Consider the following 20,701-nt stretch of genomic DNA (forward strand, 5'->3'; position numbering starts at 1 on the left):
TCACACCGCCGGCACGCCACTGTGCGGTTCGCGCAACTTCGCGCCGCGTACCCTGGCGGCATGTCTGCCGAAGAGCCGCTGCTCCGGGTCGTCCGCGGCGTACCGACCGCCGAGGAACTGGCCGCCCTGGTGGGTGCGATCGTCGCACGCTCCCGCCCGACCGCCGCCACCGCGCCCGTCGCCACGTCCACCTGGGCGCGCAGCGGCCGACCGGCCGGCACCGCGCCCTCGCCCCGCCTCGGCGGGTGGCGGGCCTCCGGCCTGCCCCGCTGAGCCGACCATCCTCGGGGGCTGCCAGGGTCGCGGGCAGCCGTTAACCTCACTCTGGGAAACGGTGCCGTGACGGTAAGGAGGATCGATGATCCCCGAGGAGGACCAGCCAGCGCCCTGGCTGCGTGACTACGGTGGCATCGAGGCCGACATCCGCCAGCTACGGGAGTTCGCCGACCGGCTCGCCGCCGAGGTCGAGCACAACTACGCGCCGCACCTGTCGTACATCGCCGACGACATGATGGCCGCGGTGCCCAACCCCTGCGACGCCTTCATCGAGCTGGTCGACTTCCTGCACGCCCACCACCAGACCCAGCAGGCAACCACCGAGATGGTCTACGCCGTGCGCGGCGCCACCGGCCACCTCGCCGCCGCCGCCGACCGGGTCGCCACCAGGTACGCCGGCACCGACGCCTTCTCCGCAGCCCGGGTGGGCGACGTCGAGTGGGCCCTCGCCGACCCTTCCACCGTCCTGCCGTCCGGCCCGTCGCCGGCGCTCTCCGACCCGACCGGCCCCGACATCGACGACCCGGTGGTGCTGCCGTGATCGAGCGAGGCAACGGCCGGGCGTCCGGCCTCACCGACTGGCGACTGATGGACGTCAACAGCATGTGGGCGTGCCTCCAGGACCACGACACCACCAACCACTGGAAGCAGGTCGCCGGCTGGCGCAAGGTCTGTGACCTGGCCCAGATCCATCTCGGCCGCCTCCAGGAATACCGACGCGGCCTCGCCGAGGCATGGCCGCCAGAGACCAGCGGCGCCTCCCGCGCGTACCTCGCCCAACTCGACGAGCTGATCGACAAGGTGCGGCACACCCACGACGCCGCCGCCGCCAACTACACCGCGCTGTCCGCCGCGGCCCAGGCCATCGGCAGCACCCGGGCCGAGCTCCGCAAGATCCATCAGGAGTACGCGGACAAGCTCCAACAGAAGCAGGCGTACGAGGCGACCGCGGCCGATCCGAAGGCCGTCATGGGCAGCCGGGTGGCCGAATCACCGGTGACCGATGCGGAACTGGAGCGGCTGAACGGACAGGCGCGCGGGATGATGTACGGCCTGAGTGGCGAACTCCAACAAGCCCAAGCCACCCTCCGCCAACCACCTCCCCGACCTGCTCCAAAAGTTGATGAAGAGGTTGTCTCCCCAGCAGGTACCGCGCCGACTATCCCACCAATCGTGCCGGTGCCTATGCCAACGGCCAGTCAGGCTTCGGGTTTGAGTCACTCGTTAGGTCCGTCCCGCTCTGAGCGAGTTCCGACCATAACCGGGGTAGGACCGGTACTTGGTGGGGCTGGTTCAGGGTCAGCGATGGCACCGGCCCCGGACGTATCACGTGCACCGCAGCCAGGGGCGCTCAACCAGCCACCCAACTTCAGCGCGTCACCAGCGCTGCGGCCTCCTGGCCCCTACGGACGGACGTCACCAGCACCGTCCACGCAGCAACGTGGATCGGCAGGTCCATCGGCACCCCAAGGACAAACTGGATTTCGAGCCGCGCCGGCACCCTCGCCAATATCCCGACCCATGCCACCAGGCGGCCTGATCGGGGGAACGCCGGGGATGGGGCTGGGCCAGCCGGGGGCCGGCCCTGCCTCGCCTCGTCGTGTAAACCCCATAGGCGGGGTGATCGGGGGCGGCGGGGCCGGCACCGCACCATCGGGAGCGGCAGGTTCGCGCCCTGGCGCTGGGCGCCCGCAAAGCAGCGCAATTGGCATGTCGCCTATGGGGGGTGCTCCGGGATTCGGTGCCGCTTCTGGCATGGGTGGCGGGCAAAATCGGCCTCCACGACAGCAAGCAGATGAGGGCGGCAACGAGCAACGCCGCTGGGACCCGGACCACCCTTGGGAGACCCAGGGAGGAGTGGCACCAGTAGTTCTTCCTCCAAACGAGGATGGTCCGATCGACCCGGGCCCCGCGCTCGGTCTACCCCGGTGAAGCTGAAGCTGCGTTCTGTCGCGGTTACGTTGGCGGTTTCAGTCTTCTCGGCAGGAACCTTTCTGCCCGCACCTGAAGCTAGTGCTCGGCGCGGCCAAAACGAGCAGTGGCACGTTCGCTTTCTCAAGGTTGCCGATGCGCAGCGCCTTAGCCTAGGCGAGGGGGTCACCGTTGCTGTCCCTGACAGCGGGGTTGACCCGCATCCGGACCTACACGGCAATCTTCTGCCGGGGAAGGATGTAATTGCGGGAGGCGGCGGCGACGGACGATTGGACCGAGATGGTCATGGCACGGGAATGGCAGGGCTTATCGCCGCGCATGGAGCAGGACGGGCAGGCGCGCTAGGGATCGCTCCTAGGGCCAAAGTATTACCAGTCTACTGCTCTCCGCCAGGCGAGGACGGCGAAACAGACGCTTTAGCATCTGCGATAGATTACGCTGTCACAAACGGTGCGCACGTAATCAGCATTTCAATTGTCGCTAGTGCAAGCATACGTCTCCAGCAAGCGGTCACGAACGCATTGCGGGCCGACGTTGTCGTAGTGGCAGGAGCCGGCAATTCGCCTCGAATGCAAACGGTCGGCTACCCAGCGCGACACCCAGGCGTTATTGCCGTTGGTGGGATTGGTCGGGACGGCAATCATGCTGCCATCTCCGTGACGGGTCCGGAGATCGATGTAGTGGCGCCTGCGGTAGACATTTACAGCACCAGCATCGACGGCAAGTATCGGAAGGGCACGGGCACCTCGGACGCCACGGCGATTGTGGCGGGGGTGGCAGCGTTGATCAGGTCCAAGTACCCGTACCTGCCGGCTCGGGAGGTGGCACATCGACTCACCGCGACGGCCATCGACAAGGGCCCGCCGGGACGAGACGACGAGTACGGCTACGGCGTGATCGATCTGGTGGCGGCGCTGACGGCGGACGTACCCCCGTTAGGTTTCGAGTCGGCCACTGCGCCTGCGGGTGGTGGTCCGAGCACGACGGATGTCGCCCAGCCGGATGGCGATGACGGCGCGACGCTGCGCGGCCTGGCCACCCTTGGGGTGATCGTGGCCGCCGGCGTGACCTGGGCATTGGTGGCCCGGCGCCGCCGCCGTGGTGACGATCCACCGCCACGGATCAGCCGCTGACTGCTGGCAGAGCTTTGATCAACACGAGGTCAGCGATATCGGGGTATCCCAACCACCCGGACACCCCGATATCGCTGATGTCGAGTCGATCATCGCCCGACCCGAACCCCGACCCGGACCCCGAACCCGAGCCCGAACCCGGCCCGCGCACCACGACCACCAGCCCGGCGCCGACAAGAGCCAGAGCCGGAACCGGAACCGGAACGGGACAGGCCGGGACCCTAGCGCTACCTACCGGGGACCGAGCGCTCCGACACGTCGACCGCGATCTGATGGCCGACACGTCGGGCCGGCCCGCCGGTGTGGTGGTGAGCCGGTAACGTCGGTCGGGTGTCTGCTTCCCTGCCGCCCCGCCTCGTGCTCGCTTCGGCGAGTCCTGCCCGTCGCAAGTTGCTCCAGGCCGCCGGGATCGAGCCGGACGTGCTGATCAGCGGGGTGGACGAGTCGCTGGTGGTGACCAACCGGGCCGAGGAGCTCTGCCTGGAGTTGGCCCGGCTCAAGGCGCAGGCGGTGCTGACCCGGTTGAGCCCGGCGGCCGACCGGCAGACCCTGGTGATCGGTTGCGACTCGGTGCTCGCGTTCGACGGGGAGATCCTCGGCAAGCCTGTGGACGCGGCGGACGCCACCCAGCGCTGGCTGCGGATGCGGGGGCGCAGCGGGGTGTTGCACAGCGGGCACTGCCTGATCGACGCCGGCGGGGGGCGACGGGCCGAGGCGGTGGCCTCCACCACCGTGCACTTCGCCGACATCAGCGACGACGAGATCGCCACGTACGTGGCCAGCGGTGAGCCGCTGGCGGTGGCCGGCGCGTTCACCATCGACGGGTTGGGCGGGCCGTTCCTGGAGCGGATCGAGGGTGACTCGGGCACGGTCGTCGGGCTGTCCCTGCCATTGTTGCGTCGGCTCCTCGCCGAGTTGGACGTGCGGATCACCGACCTGTGGACGAAGGTCGCGCCGGGCGGCCAGTCGATCGAGCCGCTGGGGAGCGTCCGGCCATGACCACGAAGTCGATCCCGCTCACCGACGAGCTGCACGCGTACCTGGTCGCGCACGGCGGCCCGCCGGACGAGATCATCCGCGATCTGGCCGAGGAGACCCGGGGGGTCCTGCCGGAGCAGGCCGGCATGCAGGTGGCGCCGGAGCAGGCCGCGTTCCTGACCTTTCTCACCCGCCTGCTCGGCGTGCGGCAGGCCGTCGAGGTGGGCACCTTCACCGGGCTCTCCTCGCTGGCGATCGCCCGCGGCCTGCCCGCCGATGGCCGGCTCACCTGCTTCGACATCTCCGAGGAGTACACCGGCATCGCCCGGCGGTACTGGGCCCGGGCCGGCGTGCAGGACCGTATCGAGCTGCGCATCGGCCCCGCCGGGGACACGCTGCGCGAGCTGCCGTACGAGCGGTACCTCGACTTCGCGTTCATCGACGCGGACAAGACGGGCTACCCGGTCTACTGGGCGGAACTGGTACCCCGGATGCGCCCGGGCGGGGTGATCGCGGTCGACAACGTCCTGCGCGGCGGCCGGGTGATCGCCCCGCAGAACGCCGACGACCGGGCGATCGCCGCCTTCAACGACGAGGTGCTGGCCGACGTACGGGTGGACCCGGTGATGCTGCCGATCGCGGACGGCCTGACCCTGGCCCGGGTGCGCTGACCCCGCCCGCTACGCCAACCCTGGCTTGATCCACTCGAGTTCCTGCAAGTCGGGGCATCGCGCCGCCTGGGACACCCCGACTTCCAGCAAACCGAGTCGATCAAGCGAGGCTGGAGCCCGACTGACCACGCAAACAAGGCTGGACCAGACTCGTCAGGCACCGACTGGCGTCAGATCCTGATCCTGGACCGACGGGCGCAGCGAGCGACCGAGGCGCACGGCGAGCAGCGCGGCCACCGCGATGAAGCCGGGCAGCACCAGGAACGCCAGGTGCGGTCCGATCCCGTCGGCCAGCCGACCGAGTGCCACCGGCGCGATGCCGAAGCCGACCCCCATGGAGTACGCGGACCAGCCGGCCGCCCGCTCGGCGGCCGGACCGGCCACGGCGAGGGCGATCGAAATGGCCAACGGGTAGTGCAGCGCGTTGCCCAGCCCCAGCACCACCAGGCCGGTAACCGCCAGCCAGCCCGCCGTCGCGCCCCAGAAGAGCGCGAAGCCGGCGAACGACAGGCCGAGCGCGGCCAGCAGCAGCGGCACGGGCTGTAGACGCAGAGCGATCCGGCCGCCGACGAGGCGACCGACGAACATTCCGCAGACGATCGCGGCGACCGCCGCGGCGGCGGTGCCGGCACTCAGTCCGGCGTGCGAGCGCAGCACGTCGGCGGTCCAGAGCGACAGGCACACCTCGATCGAGCCGGTCACCGCCATCAACAACCAGGCGATCCAGTACGCCGCCGGCAGGGCCCGCTCCCCGCCACCGGAGGCCGACAGCGCCCGAGCGTCCGGGGCAGAGGCAGCCGCGGCACCGGAGGCAGGGGCAGCGGTAGCCGCGGTAGCGGTAGCGGTGTGCGGGAGGCGTACCCGGAAGGTCAGCGCCGCGAGGGCGACGAGCGCGATCAGCCCGACCTCGACGGCCATCACCGGTCGCCAGCCCAGCCCGGCGTCGACGCTGGCGCCGATCACCAGCGGGGCGAGGATGCCCATGCCGGCGCAGACGGCGTTCGCCTCGGTGAGCGCGGCGGGTGCGCCCGCGCCGTGCTGGGCGGTGAGGACGACGGCGACCCCGCTGACCACGATCATCCCGAAGGTGGCGATGACGGCGACGGCGGTGAGGGTGGCCGGCAGCGGCCGGACGGTGCCGAACGCGGCGACGCCCGCGCCGACCCCGGCCACGCCGGTCCAGATGGCCGGCCCGCGGCCGATCCTGCGGGCGAGAGGGGCGAAGAGGGCCCCGCCGAGCAGCGCGCCGACCGCGATGGCGCTGCTGTGCAGACCGGCGACGGCGGCGCTGGTGCCCTGCTCGTCGCGGAGCAGGGGGACGACCGGGCCGAAGCCGTAGAGGAAGAAGCCCCACAGGCCCAGTTGGGCGTAGGTCAGCCAGGTGGTCCGGTCACGGGTGAGGCGGGGCACCGGCCTTACGCTACAAGCGCTCGGCCGAGGCCCCGCCGCAGGTGAGAGGCAGCTCTCGTCAGCGGACGCTGCGGGCGAACTGGCGGGCGGCCCAGATGACGCCGGCCACCGCGAGCACCGCGGTGATGGTGAGCCCCTGCCAGACCTTGTCGTTGCCGAGGTCGCCGGCGAAGAGGGCGCGGGTGCCGTCGACCGCCCAGGAGAACGGGTTCCAGTCGGCGATGCCCTGCAACCAGCCGGGCGCGAAGGTGAGCGGCAGCAGGATGCCGGAGAGCAGCAGCACCGGCTGGGCGACGGTGTTCATGAGCGGGGCGAGCGCGTCCTCGCTCTTGACCTTCAGCGCGACGCCGTACGAGACGGCCGAGGTCATCAGTGCGATCAGGGCGAGCATCAGGTACGCCAGCAGCAGGTCCCCGAGGAACACCCGCAGGTCGAACAGGAGCGCCAGCAGGGTGATGATGACCGCCTGCACCATCAGCGACACGACGTCGCGCAGCGAGCGGCCGAGCAGCAGGGCGAGCCGGCTCACCGGGGTGACCCGGGATCGTTCGATGACCCCGGCGCGCAGCTCGGCGATCAGGCCGAAGCCCTGGAACAGGCCGCCGAAGATGGCGAGCAGCACCAGCAGGCCGGGTACGAAGATCTTGTAGGCGGCGGCCTGGGTGGGCGCGTTCAGCGCCGGCTTGAGCAGCGGGGCGAAGAGCAGCAGGTACATCACCGGCTGGAAGACGCCGACGAAGACCCAGACCGGGTTGCGCAGCAGCAGTTGGAACTGGCGCTGGAAGATCAGCCAGGTGTCACGGGCGAGTTTCATGAAGGGTCTCCGGGTCTCAGGACTCGCGCAGCGAGCGGCCGGTCTTGGTCAGGAAGACGTCGTCGAGGCTGGGTCGGTGCAGCTCGATCGAGGTCAGCGTGAGGCCGGCGTTGTCGAGCCGGCGGAGGATCTGCGGGATGGCGGTGGCGCCCTCGTCGACGAAGAGGCGCAGCCCACCCTCGTCGGCGGTTTCCAGCTTGTTGACGTACGGCTCGCCGTCGAGCACCTGCGCGGCCTGCGGGGTGGCGGCCAGGTCGAGGCCGACCAGCACCACGTCGCCGGAGATCTCCCGCTTGAGCTCGGCCGGAGTGCCCTCGGCCACCACCTCGCCGTGGTCCATGATCGCGATCCGGTCGCAGAGCGCGTCGGCCTCGTCGAGGTAGTGCGTGGTGATGAAGACGGTCATCCCCTCGGTACGCAGCCGTCGGATCTCGTCCCACATGTGCGCGCGGCTCTGCGGGTCGAGGCCGGTGGTCGGCTCGTCGAGGAAGACGACCTTCGGGTCGTGGATGATGCCGAGCGCGATCTCCACCCGCCGACGTTGACCGCCGGAGTAGGTCTTGCACTTGCGGTCGGCGTACTCGATGAGCTGGAAGGCCTCCAGGGCGCGGGCGGCACGCCGCTGCGCGTCGGCCTTGCCGATGCCGTACATCCGGGCGTGGAGGACGAGTTCCTCGCGGGCGGTCGACTCGTCCCAGGTGCTGCCGCCCTGCGGCACGTAGCCGATCCGGCGGCGCACCTCGGCCGGGTTCTTGCGCAGGTCGGCGCCGGCGATGGTGGCCTCGCCGCCGTCCGGCTCGATGAGCGTGGCGAGCATCCGCAGCGTGGTGGTCTTGCCCGCGCCGTTGGGGCCGAGGAACCCGTAGATCTCCCCCTCGGTGACCTGCAGGTCGACCCCGCGCACGGCGTCCACGGTCTTCGTCTCTCGACCCGCGCGGGAGCGGAAGGACTTCCGCAGCCCCCTGGTCTCGATCATTTCTGCTCCTGGTCGTCCGGGCCGGAGGTGACCGGCCGTCGAGTCCGGGGACGACGCCGGACGGCGTACTCCCCCGCTGTGCCGTCAGCAGGCTAACGCGATATAACGCTTTTGGTCAACGTTGATTATTCCGCGTCGGAAGCGGTCGGCTCGGCGCCGCCGGGAAATCGCGACCACGCCTCCGCGTCGGTCAGCTCAACAGGTAGGTACGACACCCCGGACTCGATGCGTCCCGCGATCCGCTCGCACCAGGCCAGCTCCGCCTCCGCCCGCGCCGACCAGAGCTCGAACATCCAGCCGACGTGCACCGGCTTGGTGGTACGCACCCAGTCCGACTCCAGCGAGGCGCGCATCGACTCGATGCCGGCGCGCAGCAGGTTGGCCCGGTTGCGCAGTGCCGCCGCCGCCTCGGCACGCGGCATGGCGGGCAGGAAGGAGAACGCCGCCACGAACGGGTCGGGTGGCTCGGAGAGGTTCCACCACAGGCCGCGCAGCAGCGTCTCGAACTCGTCCTCGCCCTTGGGGGTCACCTCGTACGTCGTGCGCGCCGGCCGGGCGCCGACCTGCTCGGTGGCCACGGCGCGGAGCAGCCCCTCCTCGGTCAACTTGCGCAGCGCGTGGTAGATCGACCCCGGCTGCACGTTGGCCCACTTGTCGGCGTTCCAGCTCAGCAGCTCGCGGCGCACGTCGTAGCCATGCACGGGCTGCATCCAGCGCACCAGACCGAGGATCATCATCCGAGTCGCAGACATCCGACAAGCGTAATAGTCAAGTTTGAGGAGAACTCGCTGCCCACAGTGCGGCATCCCACACTGAGCGATCGTTAGGGCCACCAGGCCGGCCGATACACTCCCGGTCAGTAACCTGCCGGGAGGAGCCACGAGGTGCGCAAGGTACTCATCGCCAACCGCGGCGAGATCGCCGTCCGCGTGATCCGGGCCTGCCGCGACGCCGGCCTGGGCAGCGTCGCGGTGTACGCGGACTCCGACCGCGACGCCCTGCACGCCACGCTCGCCGACGAGGCGTACGCCCTCGGTGGGGACAGCGCGACCGACACGTACCTGCGCATCGACAAGCTGCTCGACGTCGCCGCCAAGGCCGGCGCGGACGCCGTGCACCCGGGCTACGGCTTCCTCTCCGAGAACGCCGACTTCGCCCAGGCGGTCATCGACGCCGGGCTGACCTGGATCGGCCCCACCCCGCAGGCGATCCGCGACCTCGGCGACAAGGTCACCGCCCGGCACATCGCCCAGCGCGCCGGCGCGCCGCTGGTCCCCGGCACCCCCGACCCGGTGGCCAGCCCGGACGAGGTGATGGCCTTCGCCGTCGACCACGGCCTGCCGGTGGCCATCAAGGCGGCCTTCGGCGGCGGTGGGCGGGGCCTCAAGGTGGCCCGCACCATGGAGGAGATCCCGCAGCTGTTCGAGTCGGCCACCCGGGAGGCGGTCGCCGCGTTCGGCCGCGGCGAGTGCTTCGTCGAGCGGTACCTGGACCAGCCCCGGCACGTCGAGGCGCAGGTCCTCGCCGACCAGCACGGCAACGTGATCGTGGTGGGCACCCGGGACTGCTCGTTGCAGCGCCGGCACCAGAAGCTGGTCGAGGAGGCGCCCGCGCCGTTCCTCACCGACGCCCAGCGGGCGCAGATCCACGACAGCGCCAAGGCGATCTGCCGCGAGGCCGGCTACCACGGTGCCGGCACGGTCGAGTACCTGGTCGGCAAGGACGGCACCATCTCCTTCCTCGAGGTCAACACCCGGCTCCAGGTCGAGCACCCGGTCACCGAGGAGACCGCCGGCATCGACCTGGTCCGCGAGCAGTTCCGGATCGCCGACGGCGAGAAGCTGCGGATCACCGAGGACCCGACGCCGCGCGGGCACTCGATCGAGTTCCGGATCAACGGCGAGGACCCGGGCCGCAACTTCCTGCCCGCCCCCGGCACGGTCACCGCGCTGCGGCTGCCCACCGGCCCCGGCGTCCGGGTGGACACCGGCATCTCCGCAGGCGACGTGATCGGCGGCAACTTCGACTCGCTGCTGGCCAAGGTCATCATCACCGGGGAGACCCGTACCGAGGCGTTGGAGCGGGCCCGCCGCGCGCTGGACGAGATGGTCATCGAGGGGATGGCCACCGCGCTGCCGTTCCACCGGCTGGTGGTGCGGGACGAGGCGTTCACCGCCGAGCCCTTCACCGTGCACACCCGCTGGATCGAGACCGAGTTCCACAACACCGTGCCGGCGTTCACCGCCGCCGTCGGCGCCGCCGAGGCGCCGGCCGAACGCGAGACCGTCGTGGTCGAGGTGGGCGGCAAGCGGCTGGAGGTCAGCCTCCCCGCCGGCCTCGGCGGGGGTACGACCACCGCGGCGCCGGCGGCGCGCAAGCCGGCCCGGCGGGGCGGTGGGGCCAGGGCCGGCGCCCCGGTCGGCGGCGACACGCTCACCTCCCCCATGCAGGGCACCATCGTCAAGATCGCCGTCGCCGACGGCGACACCGTGGCCGAGGGCGACCTCGTCGTGGTGCTGGAGGCGATGAAGATGGAGCAGCCCCTGCACGCGCACAAGGCCGGCACGGTGAGCGGGCTCTCCGCCGAGGTCGGCGCCGTGATCAGCGCGGGCGCCGCGATCTGCACCATCGCCTGACCGGTTAGGAAGGGCCCTCCCAGCGCCTTCGGTAGAGGAAGGGGCCCCTCCTAACCGAAACCGGGGATGGGGCGCGGTCAGCGGAGGGTCTCGGCGGCGACCGCGCGGACGGTGGCGGTGAGGGCGTTCAGCACGTCCGACTCCAGCCGCCAGTGCTGCCAGTAGAGCGGGACGTCCAGGTGGCGGCCGGGCGCGAGGTCGACGCAGCGGCCGGCGGCCAGGTCGGCGGCGGCGATCTGTTCGGGCACCAGGCTCCAGCCGAGCCCGAGCCGGATCACCTCGCTGAAGGCCGGCACCGACGGCACGTAGTGCACCGGCGGTTCGAGCGGCCGGCCGACCACGGCCTCGATGAAGCGGTGCTGCACCCGGTCCTTGCGGTCGAACACGATCAGCGGCGCGCCCGCCAGCGCGGAAGGGACGAACCCGTCGGCGAAGTGCGCCGCCGCGAACTCCGGCGTGGCCAGCGGGCGGTAGCGCATGGCGCCCAGCGGCAGCACCCGGCAGCCCTGCACCGCCGCACGCTCAGCGGTGACCGCCGCCGTCACCGAGCCGTCCCGGAGCAGCTCGGTGGTGTGGTCCTGGTCGTCCTGACGCAGGTCGAAGAAGAGCCCCGCCCGCTGGGGCATCCGGGCCAGCACCCCGGGGAACCAGGTGGCGAGCGAATCCGCGTTGACCACCACGGCGACCCGGGTACGACCGCCGCCGGACAGGGGGCCGCGCGCCTCGGCCAGCGCCTCCCGTTCGAGCAGCGCGAGCTGCCCGGCCAGGCGCAGCAGGGGGCGGCCCGCCTCGGTCGCCACACACGGTCGGGTCCGGCGGACGAGCACCTGGCCGACCGTCTCCTCCAGCGCCTTGATCCGCTGGCTGATCGCGGATGGTGTGACGTGCAGCAGCCCGGCCGCTCCGTCGAAGCTGCCCTCCGCGACCACCGCCGCGAGCGTGCGTAGCTGTGCCGAGTCGAGAGCTTCCATCAGCTCAGCTTAACGAGCATAAAAATCTTTAGTTGGACTGGTGGTGGTCGACGGCCCTAGCGTCGTCTCGTGCTCACCTCCGCCCTCGCCGGCTTCTCGGTCTCCATCGCGCTGATCGTCGCCATCGGCGCCCAGAACGCCTTCGTCCTGCGTCAGGGGCTGCGCCGCGAGCACGTGGTGCCCGTGGTCCTCACCTGCGCCGTCTCAGACGCCCTGCTGATCACGGCGGGCATCGCCGGGGTCGGCACGCTGGTGGCCGGTCAGCCCGGCCTGCTGGCCGCGATCCGGTGGGGTGGCGCGGCGTTCCTGCTCTGCTACGCGGCACTCGCCGCACGCCGGGCCCTGCGCACCGGTGCGCTGCTGCCCACCGAGCGGCCGCCCGCCACGCTGCGGGCCACCCTGCTCACCTGCGCCGCCTTCACCTACCTGAACCCGCACGTCTACCTGGACACCGTGCTGCTCCTCGGCGGGGTGGCCCAGCAGCACCCGCACCGTTGGCTCTTCGGTGCCGGCGCCGCCCTGGGCAGCGTGGTCTGGTTCACCGCGCTCGGGGCCGGTGCGCGACGGCTCGCGCCGCTGCTCGCCCGTACCGTCGCCTGGCGGGTGCTGGACGGCCTCATCGCCGCCGTGATGGCCGCGCTCGCCGTGGCGCTGCTGCTGGGGTGATCGTCCGGTATCGGGGGCCGGCGGGAGTGTTTTCCACGACCACCTTCGGCGGAAGCCACCACGAGCGGGAATGATGGCCGGGTGCGGTTCCTTCACGGCGCGGTCCCCGCGCACGACCTGACCTACACCGACGTCTTCATGGCGCCGGCCCGCTCCGACCTGGGCTCCCGCCTCGACGTCGACCTGGCCACCTCCGACGGCACCGGCACCACCATCCCGCTGGTGGTGTCGAACATGACGGCGGTGGCGGGCCGGCGGATGGCCGAGACGGTGGCCCGGCGGGGCGCGATCGCGGTGATCCCGCAGGACATCCCGATCGAGGTGGTGGCGAACGTCGTCGCCTGGGTCAAGCAGCGACACCTGGTCTACGACACCCCGATCACGCTGGGCCCGACCGAGACGGTCGGCGACGCCATCCACCTGCTCCCGAAGCGCTCGCACGGTGCGGTGATCGTGGTCGACGAGGCCGGCCGGCCGATGGGCGTGGTCACCGAGGCGGACACCGTCGGCGTGGACCGGTTCGCCCAGCTGCGGCACGTGATGTCCACCGAACTGCACACGGTTCCGGCGGACGCGGACGCGCGTACCGGCTTCGACCGGCTCTCCGCGGGCCGGCGCCGGCTCGCCCCGGTGGTGGACGACGACGGCCGGCTGGTCGGGGTGCTGACCCGGCAGGGCGCGCTGCGGGCCACCCTCTACCGGCCGGCGGTCGACGACCAGGGGCGGCTGCGCATCGCCGCCGCGGTCGGGATCAACGGCGACGTGACCGGCAAGGCCGCCGCGCTGCTGGAGGCCGGGGTGGACACGCTGGTCGTGGACACGGCGCACGGTCACCAGGAGCGGATGATCTCGGCGCTGCGCGCGGTTCGCAAGCTGGATCCGGGGGTCCCGGTGGCGGCCGGCAACGTGGTCACCGCCGAGGGGGTACGCGACCTGGTCGAGGCGGGCGCCGACATCGTCAAGGTGGGCGTGGGCCCGGGTGCCATGTGCACCACCCGGATGATGACCGGTGTCGGGCGTCCCCAGTTCTCCGCCGTGCTCGACTGCGCGGCGGCGGCCCGCGCCCTGGGCCGGCACGTCTGGGCCGACGGCGGCGTCCGGCACCCGCGTGACGTGGCGCTCGCGCTCGCCGCCGGCGCCTCCAACGTCATGATCGGCTCCTGGTTCGCCGGCACCTACGAGTCCCCCGGCGACCTCTACACCGACGCGGACGGCCGGCGCTACAAGGAGAGCTTCGGGATGGCCTCGGCCCGCGCGGTCAGCGCCCGCACCGCCGATGACAGCCCGTACGACCGGGCCCGCAAGGCGGTCTTCGAGGAGGGCATCTCCTCGGCGCGGATGCACCTGGACCCGGCCCGGCCGGGCGTCGAGGACCTGATCGACGAGATCATCGCCGGGGTACGCAGCTCGTTCACCTACGCGGGCGCGCGCAACCTGGCGGAGTTCCACGAGCGGGCGATCGTCGGGGTGCAGAGCGCCGCTGGCTTCACCGAGGGAATGCCCCTGCCCACGAGCTGGTGACCCCGGACCGCTCCGCCCGGCCGGTGCACGGCCGGGCGGGTGGTCGGTCAGCTCTGCCGCAGCGGCGGCATCGGCACCGGGACGGCCAGTGCGGTGGCGCCGGCTCCGACACCGCCCTCGCAGGTGTACGGGGGCACCGTGCCGATGCCTCGGGTGGAGGGTCGCTCGGCGGCCCAGAACATGAAGCCGAGCATGCCGGCGGTCGTACCGGCGCCGTTCGGGGGGACCGTCTGCACGTACGGGGCGGCGGCCCGCTGGACGGAGGTGGTGTAGTCGACGCACTCGGGCAGCGGCCGGCCGCCGTAGGCGATGTAGATGCCACCGGTGAACTTGGCCGGGGCCAGCGGTGGGACCGGCGGGCTGTACTGCGCCTTGCCGTCGATGTGCTCCTGCCAGCTCGCCTGTGAGCTGCTCGCCGAGGCGGGCCGGGCGGAGACCATCGCGTTGGCGTAGTCGAGCACCGGGCGGTCGGTCCGCAGCCAGTCGGCCGTCGCCTTGCGGTTGAGCGCGATCAGCCACCGATCGCCGGCCGCGACGTCGATCGTGAGCCGGGCCCCGGGCCGGGTGCCGGTGGCGTCGTACGGGTGCACCGCGCGGTAGGCGTCGATGAACGCCTGGAGCCCGGTCAGGTTCGGGTCGGTGTTCTGCTCGTAGTCGATCTCGATGCCGACACCGAGCCGGGTGGCGACGGCGGCGGCGCGCTGCCCGAAGAGCGTGGGGTTCTCGGCGAGCGCGGCGTCCCAGTCGTCGGTGTAGGTGATGCCGCCGATGGAGAGCATCACCCGGACGCCGCGCGAGGTGAAGTAGTTGATGATCTCGGGGGTCATGCCCCGCGGTACGCCGTCGAGCGTGGCCTGGTCGGTGGTCTGACGCAGCAGCGCCAGCGGGTTGACGAAGCTGAGCACGACCAGGTTGACCGAGGGACGGCCGTCACCCCGGTCGACCAGCCAGCGATTCTGGCCGTCGAATTCGGCGACGCTGCGCACCGCACCCCAGGTGCAGTAGTCGTTGCCGCAGTGCCAGGCACCGTGGACCTGGACGGGGGTGGCCGCCTGGACCACCGGGGCCGCACCACCGGTCGGAGCGTCGCCGGGGCCGGCGGTCGCGGCGGGCGGCATCGCCACGGTCAGGGCCAGCAGCACCGCCAGGAACAGCCCGGACCGTCGCATGGGCACCTCCGCGTACGCGAATCGGTGCACTGTGTTTACAGTAAGACCCTCGCATGCGTCAATGTCCGACTCGCGCGACTACTCGAACAGCCGGCGCAGCACCGCGCGGGCCGCCTCCTGCGGGTCGTCCCCGACCCGTGCCGGCAGCGCACCGGCCAGCCAGAGGGTGGCGAACCCGTGCGCGATCGACCAGGCGGCCAGCGCGTCGCGGTCCGTGTCGGCGGGCACGCCGGCCGGCGGCAGGGTGGCCACCCCGGCCCGCAGGGCGGCCCCGGCCCGTCCGCGTGCGGCGGCCAGCTCCGCGTCGTCGGCCCGGTGCAGGTCGGGCCGGAACATCACCTCGAAGTGCGCGCGGTGCCGCACGGCGAAGTCGACGTACGCCACGCCGGCCGCCAGCAGGTCGTCACCGGTGGCCTCCAGGGTGTCGGCCAACAGGTCGAAGCCCTGGGTGGCCAGTGCGGTCAACAGGCCGGCCTTGTCTCCGAAGTGGTGGGCCGGCGCGGCGTGCGAGACCCCCGCCCGGCGGGCCAGATCGCGCAGGCTCAGTGCGGCGGGGCCGGCTTCCTCGACCACCTTCACCGCCGCGGCGAGCAGGGTACGGCGGAGATCGCCGTGATGGTAGCCACGCGTCCCGGTCATGCCGCGATCCTATCTTGTCATTGACAAGATGCCACCTCCACACGCAATCTTGTCACTGACAAGTTCGCGCTGAAGGAGGTTCTCGATGGCACCCCTGATCGCTCTCGTGGTCGGCACCGCACTGGCCCGGCTGGCCGGCCTGGCGGGCGCCACGGCCCTGGACGGCTGGCACCCCGCCCTGCGGGTCGGCCTGGCCCTGATGTTCGTGCTGACCGGCGCCGCGCACTTTGGCGCCGCCCGCCGCAACGACCTGATCGCGATGGTGCCGCCCGGCCTGCCCCGACCGGACCTGCTGGTCACCGTCACGGGCGTGCTGGAGATCGTCGGCGCGGTCGGACTGCTGGTCCCGGCCACCGCCCCCTGGGCCGCCGCCGGACTTGGCCTGCTGATGCTCGCCATGTTCCCGGCCAACGTGTCGGCCGCCCGCCGCGGACAGACCCTCGGCGGTCGCCCGGTCACCCGGCTCGGTCGGCGTACCGCGCTGCAGATCGTGTTCGTCGCCACGGCTGCGGTTATTTCGTTTGGGCCCTGACTATCAGGGCGCTAACCTGCTTCCGTGGATCTCGTCACTCTCCAGGAAGCGCCGCTCGGCCGGTTGCTGGTGGTGGCCGGGCACCTCGTCGGGCAGCGGTGGAACCGCTACCTCGCCGAGGAGCACGGGCTCACCCAGGCCGGCATGGTGACCCTGATGACGCTCGCCCGGCACGGCGAGCTGCCCCACCGCGAGGTGGCCGAGCGGTGCTTCGTCCGCCCGGCCACCCTGACCGGCATCGTGGACACGCTGGCCCGCGAGGGGCTGGTCGAGCGGCAGCGCGACGACAGCGACCGACGCAGTGTCCGACTCGCCATCACACCGGCCGGCCGGGAGCGGGTGGGCGCGCTCACCTCCCTGATCCACTCCGGACGCCCCCTCACCTCGGTCGACGCCGACCCGGCGCGAGCCGCGGTGATCCGGGAGTTCCTGCTAGAGGTCATCGGCAGCGGGGAGGACCCGCGGATGACCACACCCGTCGACGAGCCGAAGGGTCCGGCGTGCTGATCCGACTCCTGCGCAGCAATCTGCGCTCCTACTCCAGACCGTTGACGGCGGTGGTGCTCCTGCAGTTCGTGGGCACCATGGCCTCGCTCTACCTGCCCAGCCTCAACGCGGACATCATCGACCAGGGCGTGGCCCGGGGCGACACCGACTACATCCTGCGCACCGGCGGCTGGATGCTGCTGGTCAGCCTCGTCCAGATCGTCTGCTCGATCGCCGCGGTCTACCTGGGCGCGCAGACCGCGATGGGCTTCGGCCGGGACGTGCGGGCCGCCCTGTTCCGGCACGTCAACCGCTTCTCCGCCCGCGAGGTGGCCCGGTTCGGCGCGCCCTCGCTGATCACCCGCAACACCAACGACGTGCAACAGGTGCAGATGCTCGTGCTGATGAGCTGCACCATGCTGGTCGCCGCGCCCATCATGAGCGTCGGCGGCGTGGTGATGGCGCTGCGGGAGGACCTCGGGCTCTCCTGGCTGATGCTGGTCAGCGTGCCGGTGCTGGCGGTGACACTCAGCATGATCATCCGCCGGATGGTGCCGGGCTTCCGGCTCATGCAGACCCGCATCGACACGGTCAACCGGGTGCTGCGCGAGCAGATCACCGGCATCCGGGTGGTCCGGGCCTTCGTCCGCGAGCCGTACGAGACCGACCGCTTCGGCGTCGCCAACGCCGACCTGACCGCGACCGCGCTGCGTACCGGGCGGCTGCTGGCCCTGATCTTCCCGGTCGTCATGCTGGTGCTGAACGTCTCCAGCGTGGCGGTGCTGTGGTTCGGCGCCCAGCGGGTGGACGCCGGCGCGATCCAGGTCGGCGCGCTCACCGCCTTCCTGCAGTACCTGATGCAGATCCTGATGGCCGTCATGATGGCCACCTTCATGCTGATGATGGTGCCCCGGGCCGCGGTCTGCGCCGAGCGGATCGAGGAGGTGCTGGACACCGACTCGTCCGTGGTCCCCGCCGCCGCCCCCGTCACCGAGCTGCCCACCCGGGGCGAGCTGGAGCTGCGCCAGGTGCGCTTCCAGTACCCGGGCGCGGTCGAGCCGGTGCTGCGGGACATCTCCTTCCGGGCCACCCCCGGCACCACCACGGCGATCATCGGCAGCACCGGCGCCGGCAAGACCACCCTGCTGTCGCTGATCCCCCGCCTGGTCGACGTTACCGCCGGCGCGGTCCTGGTCGACGGGGTGGACGTGCGGGAGCTGGCGCCGGACGAGTTGTGGCGCCGCATCGGGCTGGTGCCGCAGCGGCCGTACCTGTTCACCGGCACGGTCGCCAGCAACCTGCGCTACGGCAACCCCGACGCCACCGACGAGGACCTGTGGGAGGCGCTGGAGATCGCCCAGGCCCGCGACTTCGTGGCCCAGATGCCCGGCGGGCTCGACGCGCCGATCGCCCAGGGTGGCGGCACCGTCTCCGGTGGGCAGCGGCAACGACTGGCCATCGCCCGGGCCCTGGTCCGGCGGCCGGAGATCTACCTCTTCGACGACTCGTTCTCCGCGCTCGACCTCGGCACCGACGCGCGGCTGCGGGCGGCGCTGCGGCCGGTCACCGCGGACGCGGCGGTGGTGATCGTGGCCCAGCGGGTCTCCACGATCGTCGACGCCGACCAGATCATCGTGCTCGAGGACGGAAGCGTCGTCGGAGTGGGACGACACGAGGACCTGCTGGAGAGCTGCCCGACGTACGCCGAGATCGTGGCCTCGCAGCAGACGGCGGAGGTGCCGGCATGAGCGAGCGTGACGCGCCGCGGACCGCGGCCGTACCCGAGCAGAAGGTGGCCGCGGACGGGCCGACGCCGAAGCGGCTGCCCCCCGGCCGCCCGGGCGGCGGTCCGCCGTGGATGGCCGCCGGGATGCCCGCCGAGCGGTCGATGAACTTCGGGCCGTCCGCCCGACGGCTGCTGGGCCGGCTGCGCCCGCACCGGCTGCACCTGACCGCCATCGTCACGCTGGCCGTGGTGAGCGTCGGGTTCAGCGTGGCCGGACCCAAGATCCTCGGCCACGCCACCGACCTGATCTTCAACGGGGTGATCGGCCGGCGGCTTCCGGCGGGCACCACGACCGAGCAGGCGGTCGCGGCGGCCCGGGCCAGCGGCAACGACGGCTTCGCCGACATGCTGGCCCGGATGGACGTGGTGCCCGGCGTGGGCATCGACTTCAGCGCGCTGGGCCGGGTGCTGCTGCTGGCGCTCGGGCTCTACCTGGCCGCGAGCGTGCTGTCCTGGTGGCAGGGCTGGCTGCTCAACGGTGTCGTCCAGCGCACCGTGCTGCGGCTCCGTGCCGAGGTGGAGGAGAAGCTCAACCGGCTGCCGCTGCCGTACTTCGACCGGCAGCCGCGCGGGGAGCTGCTCAGCCGGGTCACCAACGACATCGACAACATCTCGACCAGCCTCCAGCAGACCCTCAGCCAGTTGCTCACGTCGCTGCTGACCGTGGTCGGCGTGCTGGGTGTGATGTTCTGGATCTCGCCGCTGCTGGCCCTGGTGGCGCTGGTCGCGGTGCCGCTGTCGGTGCTGGTCACCCAGCGCATCGCGAAGCGCTCGCAGCGGCAGTTCATCGCACAGTGGACGCACACCGGTGAGCTGAACGGCCAGATCGAGGAGGCGTACACCGGCCACGAGCTGGTCAAGGTCTTCGGGCGGCAGCGCGAGGTGGAGGCCGCGTTCCTCGCCAAGAACGAGGAGCTGTACCGGGCCAGTTTCGGTGCCCAGTTCGTCTCCGGGATCATCATGCCGTCGATGATGTTCATCGGAAACCTGAGCTACGTGGCGATCGCCGTGGTCGGCGGCCTGCGGGTGGCCTCCGGGACGATGAGCCTCGGCGACGTGCAGGCGTTCATCCAGTACTCCCGCCAGTTCACCCAGCCACTGACCCAGCTCGCCTCGATGGCCAACCTGCTCCAGTCCGGGGTGGCATCGGCCGAGCGGGTGTTCGCGGTGCTCGACGCCGGCGAGCAGAGCCCCGACCCGGCCGAGCCGGCCCGGGTCGTCGACCCGCACGGCCGCGTCGAGTTCGAGCACGTCTCGTTCCGGTACGACCCGGACAAGCCGCTGATCGACGACCTGTCGCTGGTCGCCGAGCCGGGGCACACGGTGGCCATCGTCGGCCCGACCGGCGCCGGCAAGACCACCCTGGTCAACCTGATCATGCGGTTCTACGAGCTGGACGCGGGCCGGATCACCCTGGACGGCGTGGACATCACCACGATGCGCCGCGACGACCTGCGCGGACGGATCGGCATGGTGCTGCAGGACACCTGGCTCTTCGGCGGCACCATCCGGGACAACATCGCCTACGGCCGACCGGACGCGACCGAGGAGGAGATCATCGCCGCCGCCCGGGCCACCTTCGTGGACCGGTTCGTCCGCAGCCTGCCGGACGGCTACGACACGGTGATCGACGAGGAGGGCAGCAACGTCAGCGCCGGCGAGAAGCAGCTCATCACCATCGCCCGAGCGTTCCTGGCCGAGCCGTCGCTGCTGATCCTGGACGAGGCGACCAGCTCGGTGGACACCCGCACCGAGGTGCTGCTCCAGCGGGCCATGGCGGCGCTGCGCTCGGATCGGACCAGCTTCGTCATCGCGCACCGGCTCTCCACCATCCGCGACGCCGACCTGATCCTGATGATGGAGAACGGCCGCATCGTCGAGCAGGGCACCCACGAGCAACTGCTCGCCGCCCAGGGCGCGTACCACCGCCTCTACCGCTCCCAGTTCACCGGGGCGGCCGTCGACGACGAGCCCGCGGCCCTGGCCGAGCCCGCACCGGCCGGGGCCTGAGCGTGGACCACCATGTCCGCTCCGCGCGGACGTCCGTCCGTCCGCGGCGGGAGACGCAGCGGCCGGCCCCGCCCCGACGGGGCGGGGCCGGCGGG

Annotated in this window: 19 protein-coding genes; 12 read left to right on the plus strand and 7 right to left on the minus strand. The window is 71.6% G+C overall.

The window, feature by feature from the left end; genetic code table 11:
• Positions 1-60 precede the first annotated feature (60 nt).
• From ACFOW4_RS22070 to ACFOW4_RS22090, 5 genes are all read left to right on the plus strand, one after another.
• Entirely contained in the window at positions 61-273 is a 213-nt protein-coding gene (locus ACFOW4_RS22070) for an acyl-CoA carboxylase subunit epsilon (RefSeq protein ID WP_377530682.1), read from the plus strand.
• A gap of 85 nt (positions 274-358) precedes the next feature.
• Positions 359-817 (plus strand): hypothetical protein, encoded by a 459-nt coding sequence (locus tag ACFOW4_RS22075; protein ID WP_377530683.1) that lies wholly within the window; start codon positions 359-361, stop codon positions 815-817.
• Between the two features lie 1,420 nt (positions 818-2,237).
• Entirely contained in the window at positions 2,238-3,341 is a 1,104-nt protein-coding gene (mycP, locus tag ACFOW4_RS22080; protein WP_377531694.1) for a type VII secretion-associated serine protease mycosin, read from the plus strand.
• 330 nt (positions 3,342-3,671) lie between these two features.
• On the plus strand, positions 3,672-4,340 hold the full coding sequence (locus tag ACFOW4_RS22085) for a Maf family protein (protein ID WP_377530685.1): 669 nt from the start codon (positions 3,672-3,674) through the stop codon (positions 4,338-4,340).
• A complete protein-coding gene (locus ACFOW4_RS22090; RefSeq protein ID WP_377530686.1) occupies positions 4,337-4,990 on the plus strand; it encodes an O-methyltransferase in 654 nt (217 codons plus the stop codon). Before ACFOW4_RS22085 ends, ACFOW4_RS22090 begins: the two co-directional genes overlap by 4 nt.
• A 153-nt stretch (positions 4,991-5,143) precedes the next feature.
• Here the strand turns inward: ACFOW4_RS22090 and ACFOW4_RS22095 are convergent, their stop codons facing one another.
• From ACFOW4_RS22095 to ACFOW4_RS22110, 4 genes are all read right to left on the minus strand, one after another.
• Positions 5,144-6,400 carry an MFS transporter gene (locus ACFOW4_RS22095; RefSeq protein WP_377530688.1) on the minus strand — a complete coding sequence of 419 codons (1,257 nt, stop codon included), beginning with the start codon at positions 6,398-6,400 and terminating at the stop codon, positions 5,144-5,146.
• Positions 6,401-6,458: 58 nt separating this feature from the next.
• Positions 6,459-7,214 carry an ABC transporter permease gene (locus ACFOW4_RS22100; protein WP_377530690.1) on the minus strand — a complete coding sequence of 252 codons (756 nt, stop codon included), beginning with the start codon at positions 7,212-7,214 and terminating at the stop codon, positions 6,459-6,461.
• Positions 7,215-7,230: 16 nt separating this feature from the next.
• Positions 7,231-8,190, minus strand: coding sequence for an ATP-binding cassette domain-containing protein (locus ACFOW4_RS22105; RefSeq protein ID WP_377530691.1), 960 nt, complete (start codon positions 8,188-8,190; stop codon positions 7,231-7,233).
• Positions 8,191-8,315: 125 nt separating this feature from the next.
• On the minus strand, positions 8,316-8,942 hold the full coding sequence (locus ACFOW4_RS22110) for a PadR family transcriptional regulator (RefSeq protein ID WP_377530694.1): 627 nt from the start codon (positions 8,940-8,942) through the stop codon (positions 8,316-8,318).
• Positions 8,943-9,074: 132 nt separating this feature from the next.
• Between ACFOW4_RS22110 and ACFOW4_RS22115 the strand changes: the two genes are divergently transcribed.
• Positions 9,075-10,826 (plus strand): acetyl/propionyl/methylcrotonyl-CoA carboxylase subunit alpha, encoded by a 1,752-nt coding sequence (locus ACFOW4_RS22115; protein ID WP_377530697.1) that lies wholly within the window; start codon positions 9,075-9,077, stop codon positions 10,824-10,826.
• Positions 10,827-10,903: 77 nt separating this feature from the next.
• Here ACFOW4_RS22115 and ACFOW4_RS22120 read toward each other — a convergent pair whose 3' ends face one another.
• Positions 10,904-11,797 carry a LysR family transcriptional regulator ArgP gene (locus tag ACFOW4_RS22120; protein WP_377530699.1) on the minus strand — a complete coding sequence of 298 codons (894 nt, stop codon included), beginning with the start codon at positions 11,795-11,797 and terminating at the stop codon, positions 10,904-10,906.
• A 69-nt stretch (positions 11,798-11,866) separates the two neighbouring features.
• On the opposite strand from ACFOW4_RS22120, the gene ACFOW4_RS22125 reads away from it, so the two are divergent.
• Positions 11,867-12,463, plus strand: a complete 597-nt coding sequence (locus tag ACFOW4_RS22125) for a LysE/ArgO family amino acid transporter (RefSeq protein WP_377530702.1) — start codon at positions 11,867-11,869, stop codon at positions 12,461-12,463.
• An 81-nt stretch (positions 12,464-12,544) separates the two neighbouring features.
• On the plus strand, positions 12,545-13,984 hold the full coding sequence (locus ACFOW4_RS22130; protein WP_377530703.1) for a GuaB1 family IMP dehydrogenase-related protein: 1,440 nt from the start codon (positions 12,545-12,547) through the stop codon (positions 13,982-13,984).
• A 47-nt stretch (positions 13,985-14,031) separates the two neighbouring features.
• Here the strand turns inward: ACFOW4_RS22130 and ACFOW4_RS22135 are convergent, their stop codons facing one another.
• Both ACFOW4_RS22135 and ACFOW4_RS22140 read right to left on the minus strand, forming a co-directional pair.
• Positions 14,032-15,183 carry a hypothetical protein gene (locus ACFOW4_RS22135; RefSeq protein ID WP_377530706.1) on the minus strand — a complete coding sequence of 384 codons (1,152 nt, stop codon included), beginning with the start codon at positions 15,181-15,183 and terminating at the stop codon, positions 14,032-14,034.
• Between the two features lie 48 nt (positions 15,184-15,231).
• Positions 15,232-15,792: a TetR/AcrR family transcriptional regulator gene (locus ACFOW4_RS22140; protein ID WP_377530709.1), complete on the minus strand. Its 561-nt coding sequence runs from the start codon at positions 15,790-15,792 to the stop codon at positions 15,232-15,234.
• An 85-nt stretch (positions 15,793-15,877) separates the two neighbouring features.
• Here ACFOW4_RS22140 and ACFOW4_RS22145 point away from each other — a divergent pair, with 85 nt between their 5' ends.
• The 4 genes from ACFOW4_RS22145 to ACFOW4_RS22160 are packed head-to-tail and all read left to right on the plus strand — an operon-like array spanning position 15,878 to position 20,606.
• Positions 15,878-16,324, plus strand: a complete 447-nt coding sequence (locus tag ACFOW4_RS22145; RefSeq protein ID WP_377530712.1) for a DoxX family protein — start codon at positions 15,878-15,880, stop codon at positions 16,322-16,324.
• Positions 16,325-16,348: 24 nt separating this feature from the next.
• Complete coding sequence (locus ACFOW4_RS22150) at positions 16,349-16,831, plus strand: MarR family winged helix-turn-helix transcriptional regulator (RefSeq protein ID WP_377530714.1); 483 nt, start codon at positions 16,349-16,351, stop codon at positions 16,829-16,831.
• Complete coding sequence (locus ACFOW4_RS22155) at positions 16,825-18,558, plus strand: ABC transporter ATP-binding protein (protein WP_377530716.1); 1,734 nt, start codon at positions 16,825-16,827, stop codon at positions 18,556-18,558. Before ACFOW4_RS22150 ends, ACFOW4_RS22155 begins: the two co-directional genes overlap by 7 nt.
• Positions 18,555-20,606, plus strand: a complete 2,052-nt coding sequence (locus ACFOW4_RS22160) for an ABC transporter ATP-binding protein (protein WP_377530718.1) — start codon at positions 18,555-18,557, stop codon at positions 20,604-20,606. The genes ACFOW4_RS22155 and ACFOW4_RS22160 overlap by 4 nt, the downstream gene beginning before the upstream one ends.
• Positions 20,607-20,701: the final 95 nt, after the last annotated feature.

Origin of the sequence: Micromonospora sp. GCM10011542, from assembly GCF_042650685.1 — a bacterium.
Classification (GTDB): domain Bacteria; phylum Actinomycetota; class Actinomycetes; order Mycobacteriales; family Micromonosporaceae; genus Micromonospora.

What these genes read in the sequence shown, in the direction of transcription:
- ACFOW4_RS22075 (WP_377530683.1), top strand. Translation starts at nt 359, where the DNA reads ATGATCCCCGAGGAGGACCAGCCAGCGCCCTGGCTGCGTGACTACGGT.
- ACFOW4_RS22105 (WP_377530691.1), bottom strand. Translation starts at nt 8,190, where the DNA reads ATGATCGAGACCAGGGGGCTGCGGAAGTCCTTCCGCTCCCGCGCGGGT.
- ACFOW4_RS22140 (WP_377530709.1), bottom strand. Translation starts at nt 15,792, where the DNA reads ATGACCGGGACGCGTGGCTACCATCACGGCGATCTCCGCCGTACCCTG.
- ACFOW4_RS22145 (WP_377530712.1), top strand. Translation starts at nt 15,878, where the DNA reads ATGGCACCCCTGATCGCTCTCGTGGTCGGCACCGCACTGGCCCGGCTG.
- ACFOW4_RS22090 (WP_377530686.1), top strand. Translation starts at nt 4,337, where the DNA reads ATGACCACGAAGTCGATCCCGCTCACCGACGAGCTGCACGCGTACCTG.
- ACFOW4_RS22160 (WP_377530718.1), top strand. Translation starts at nt 18,555, where the DNA reads ATGAGCGAGCGTGACGCGCCGCGGACCGCGGCCGTACCCGAGCAGAAG.
- ACFOW4_RS22070 (WP_377530682.1), top strand. Translation starts at nt 61, where the DNA reads ATGTCTGCCGAAGAGCCGCTGCTCCGGGTCGTCCGCGGCGTACCGACC.
- ACFOW4_RS22120 (WP_377530699.1), bottom strand. Translation starts at nt 11,797, where the DNA reads ATGGAAGCTCTCGACTCGGCACAGCTACGCACGCTCGCGGCGGTGGTC.
- ACFOW4_RS22110 (WP_377530694.1), bottom strand. Translation starts at nt 8,942, where the DNA reads ATGTCTGCGACTCGGATGATGATCCTCGGTCTGGTGCGCTGGATGCAG.
- ACFOW4_RS22100 (WP_377530690.1), bottom strand. Translation starts at nt 7,214, where the DNA reads ATGAAACTCGCCCGTGACACCTGGCTGATCTTCCAGCGCCAGTTCCAA.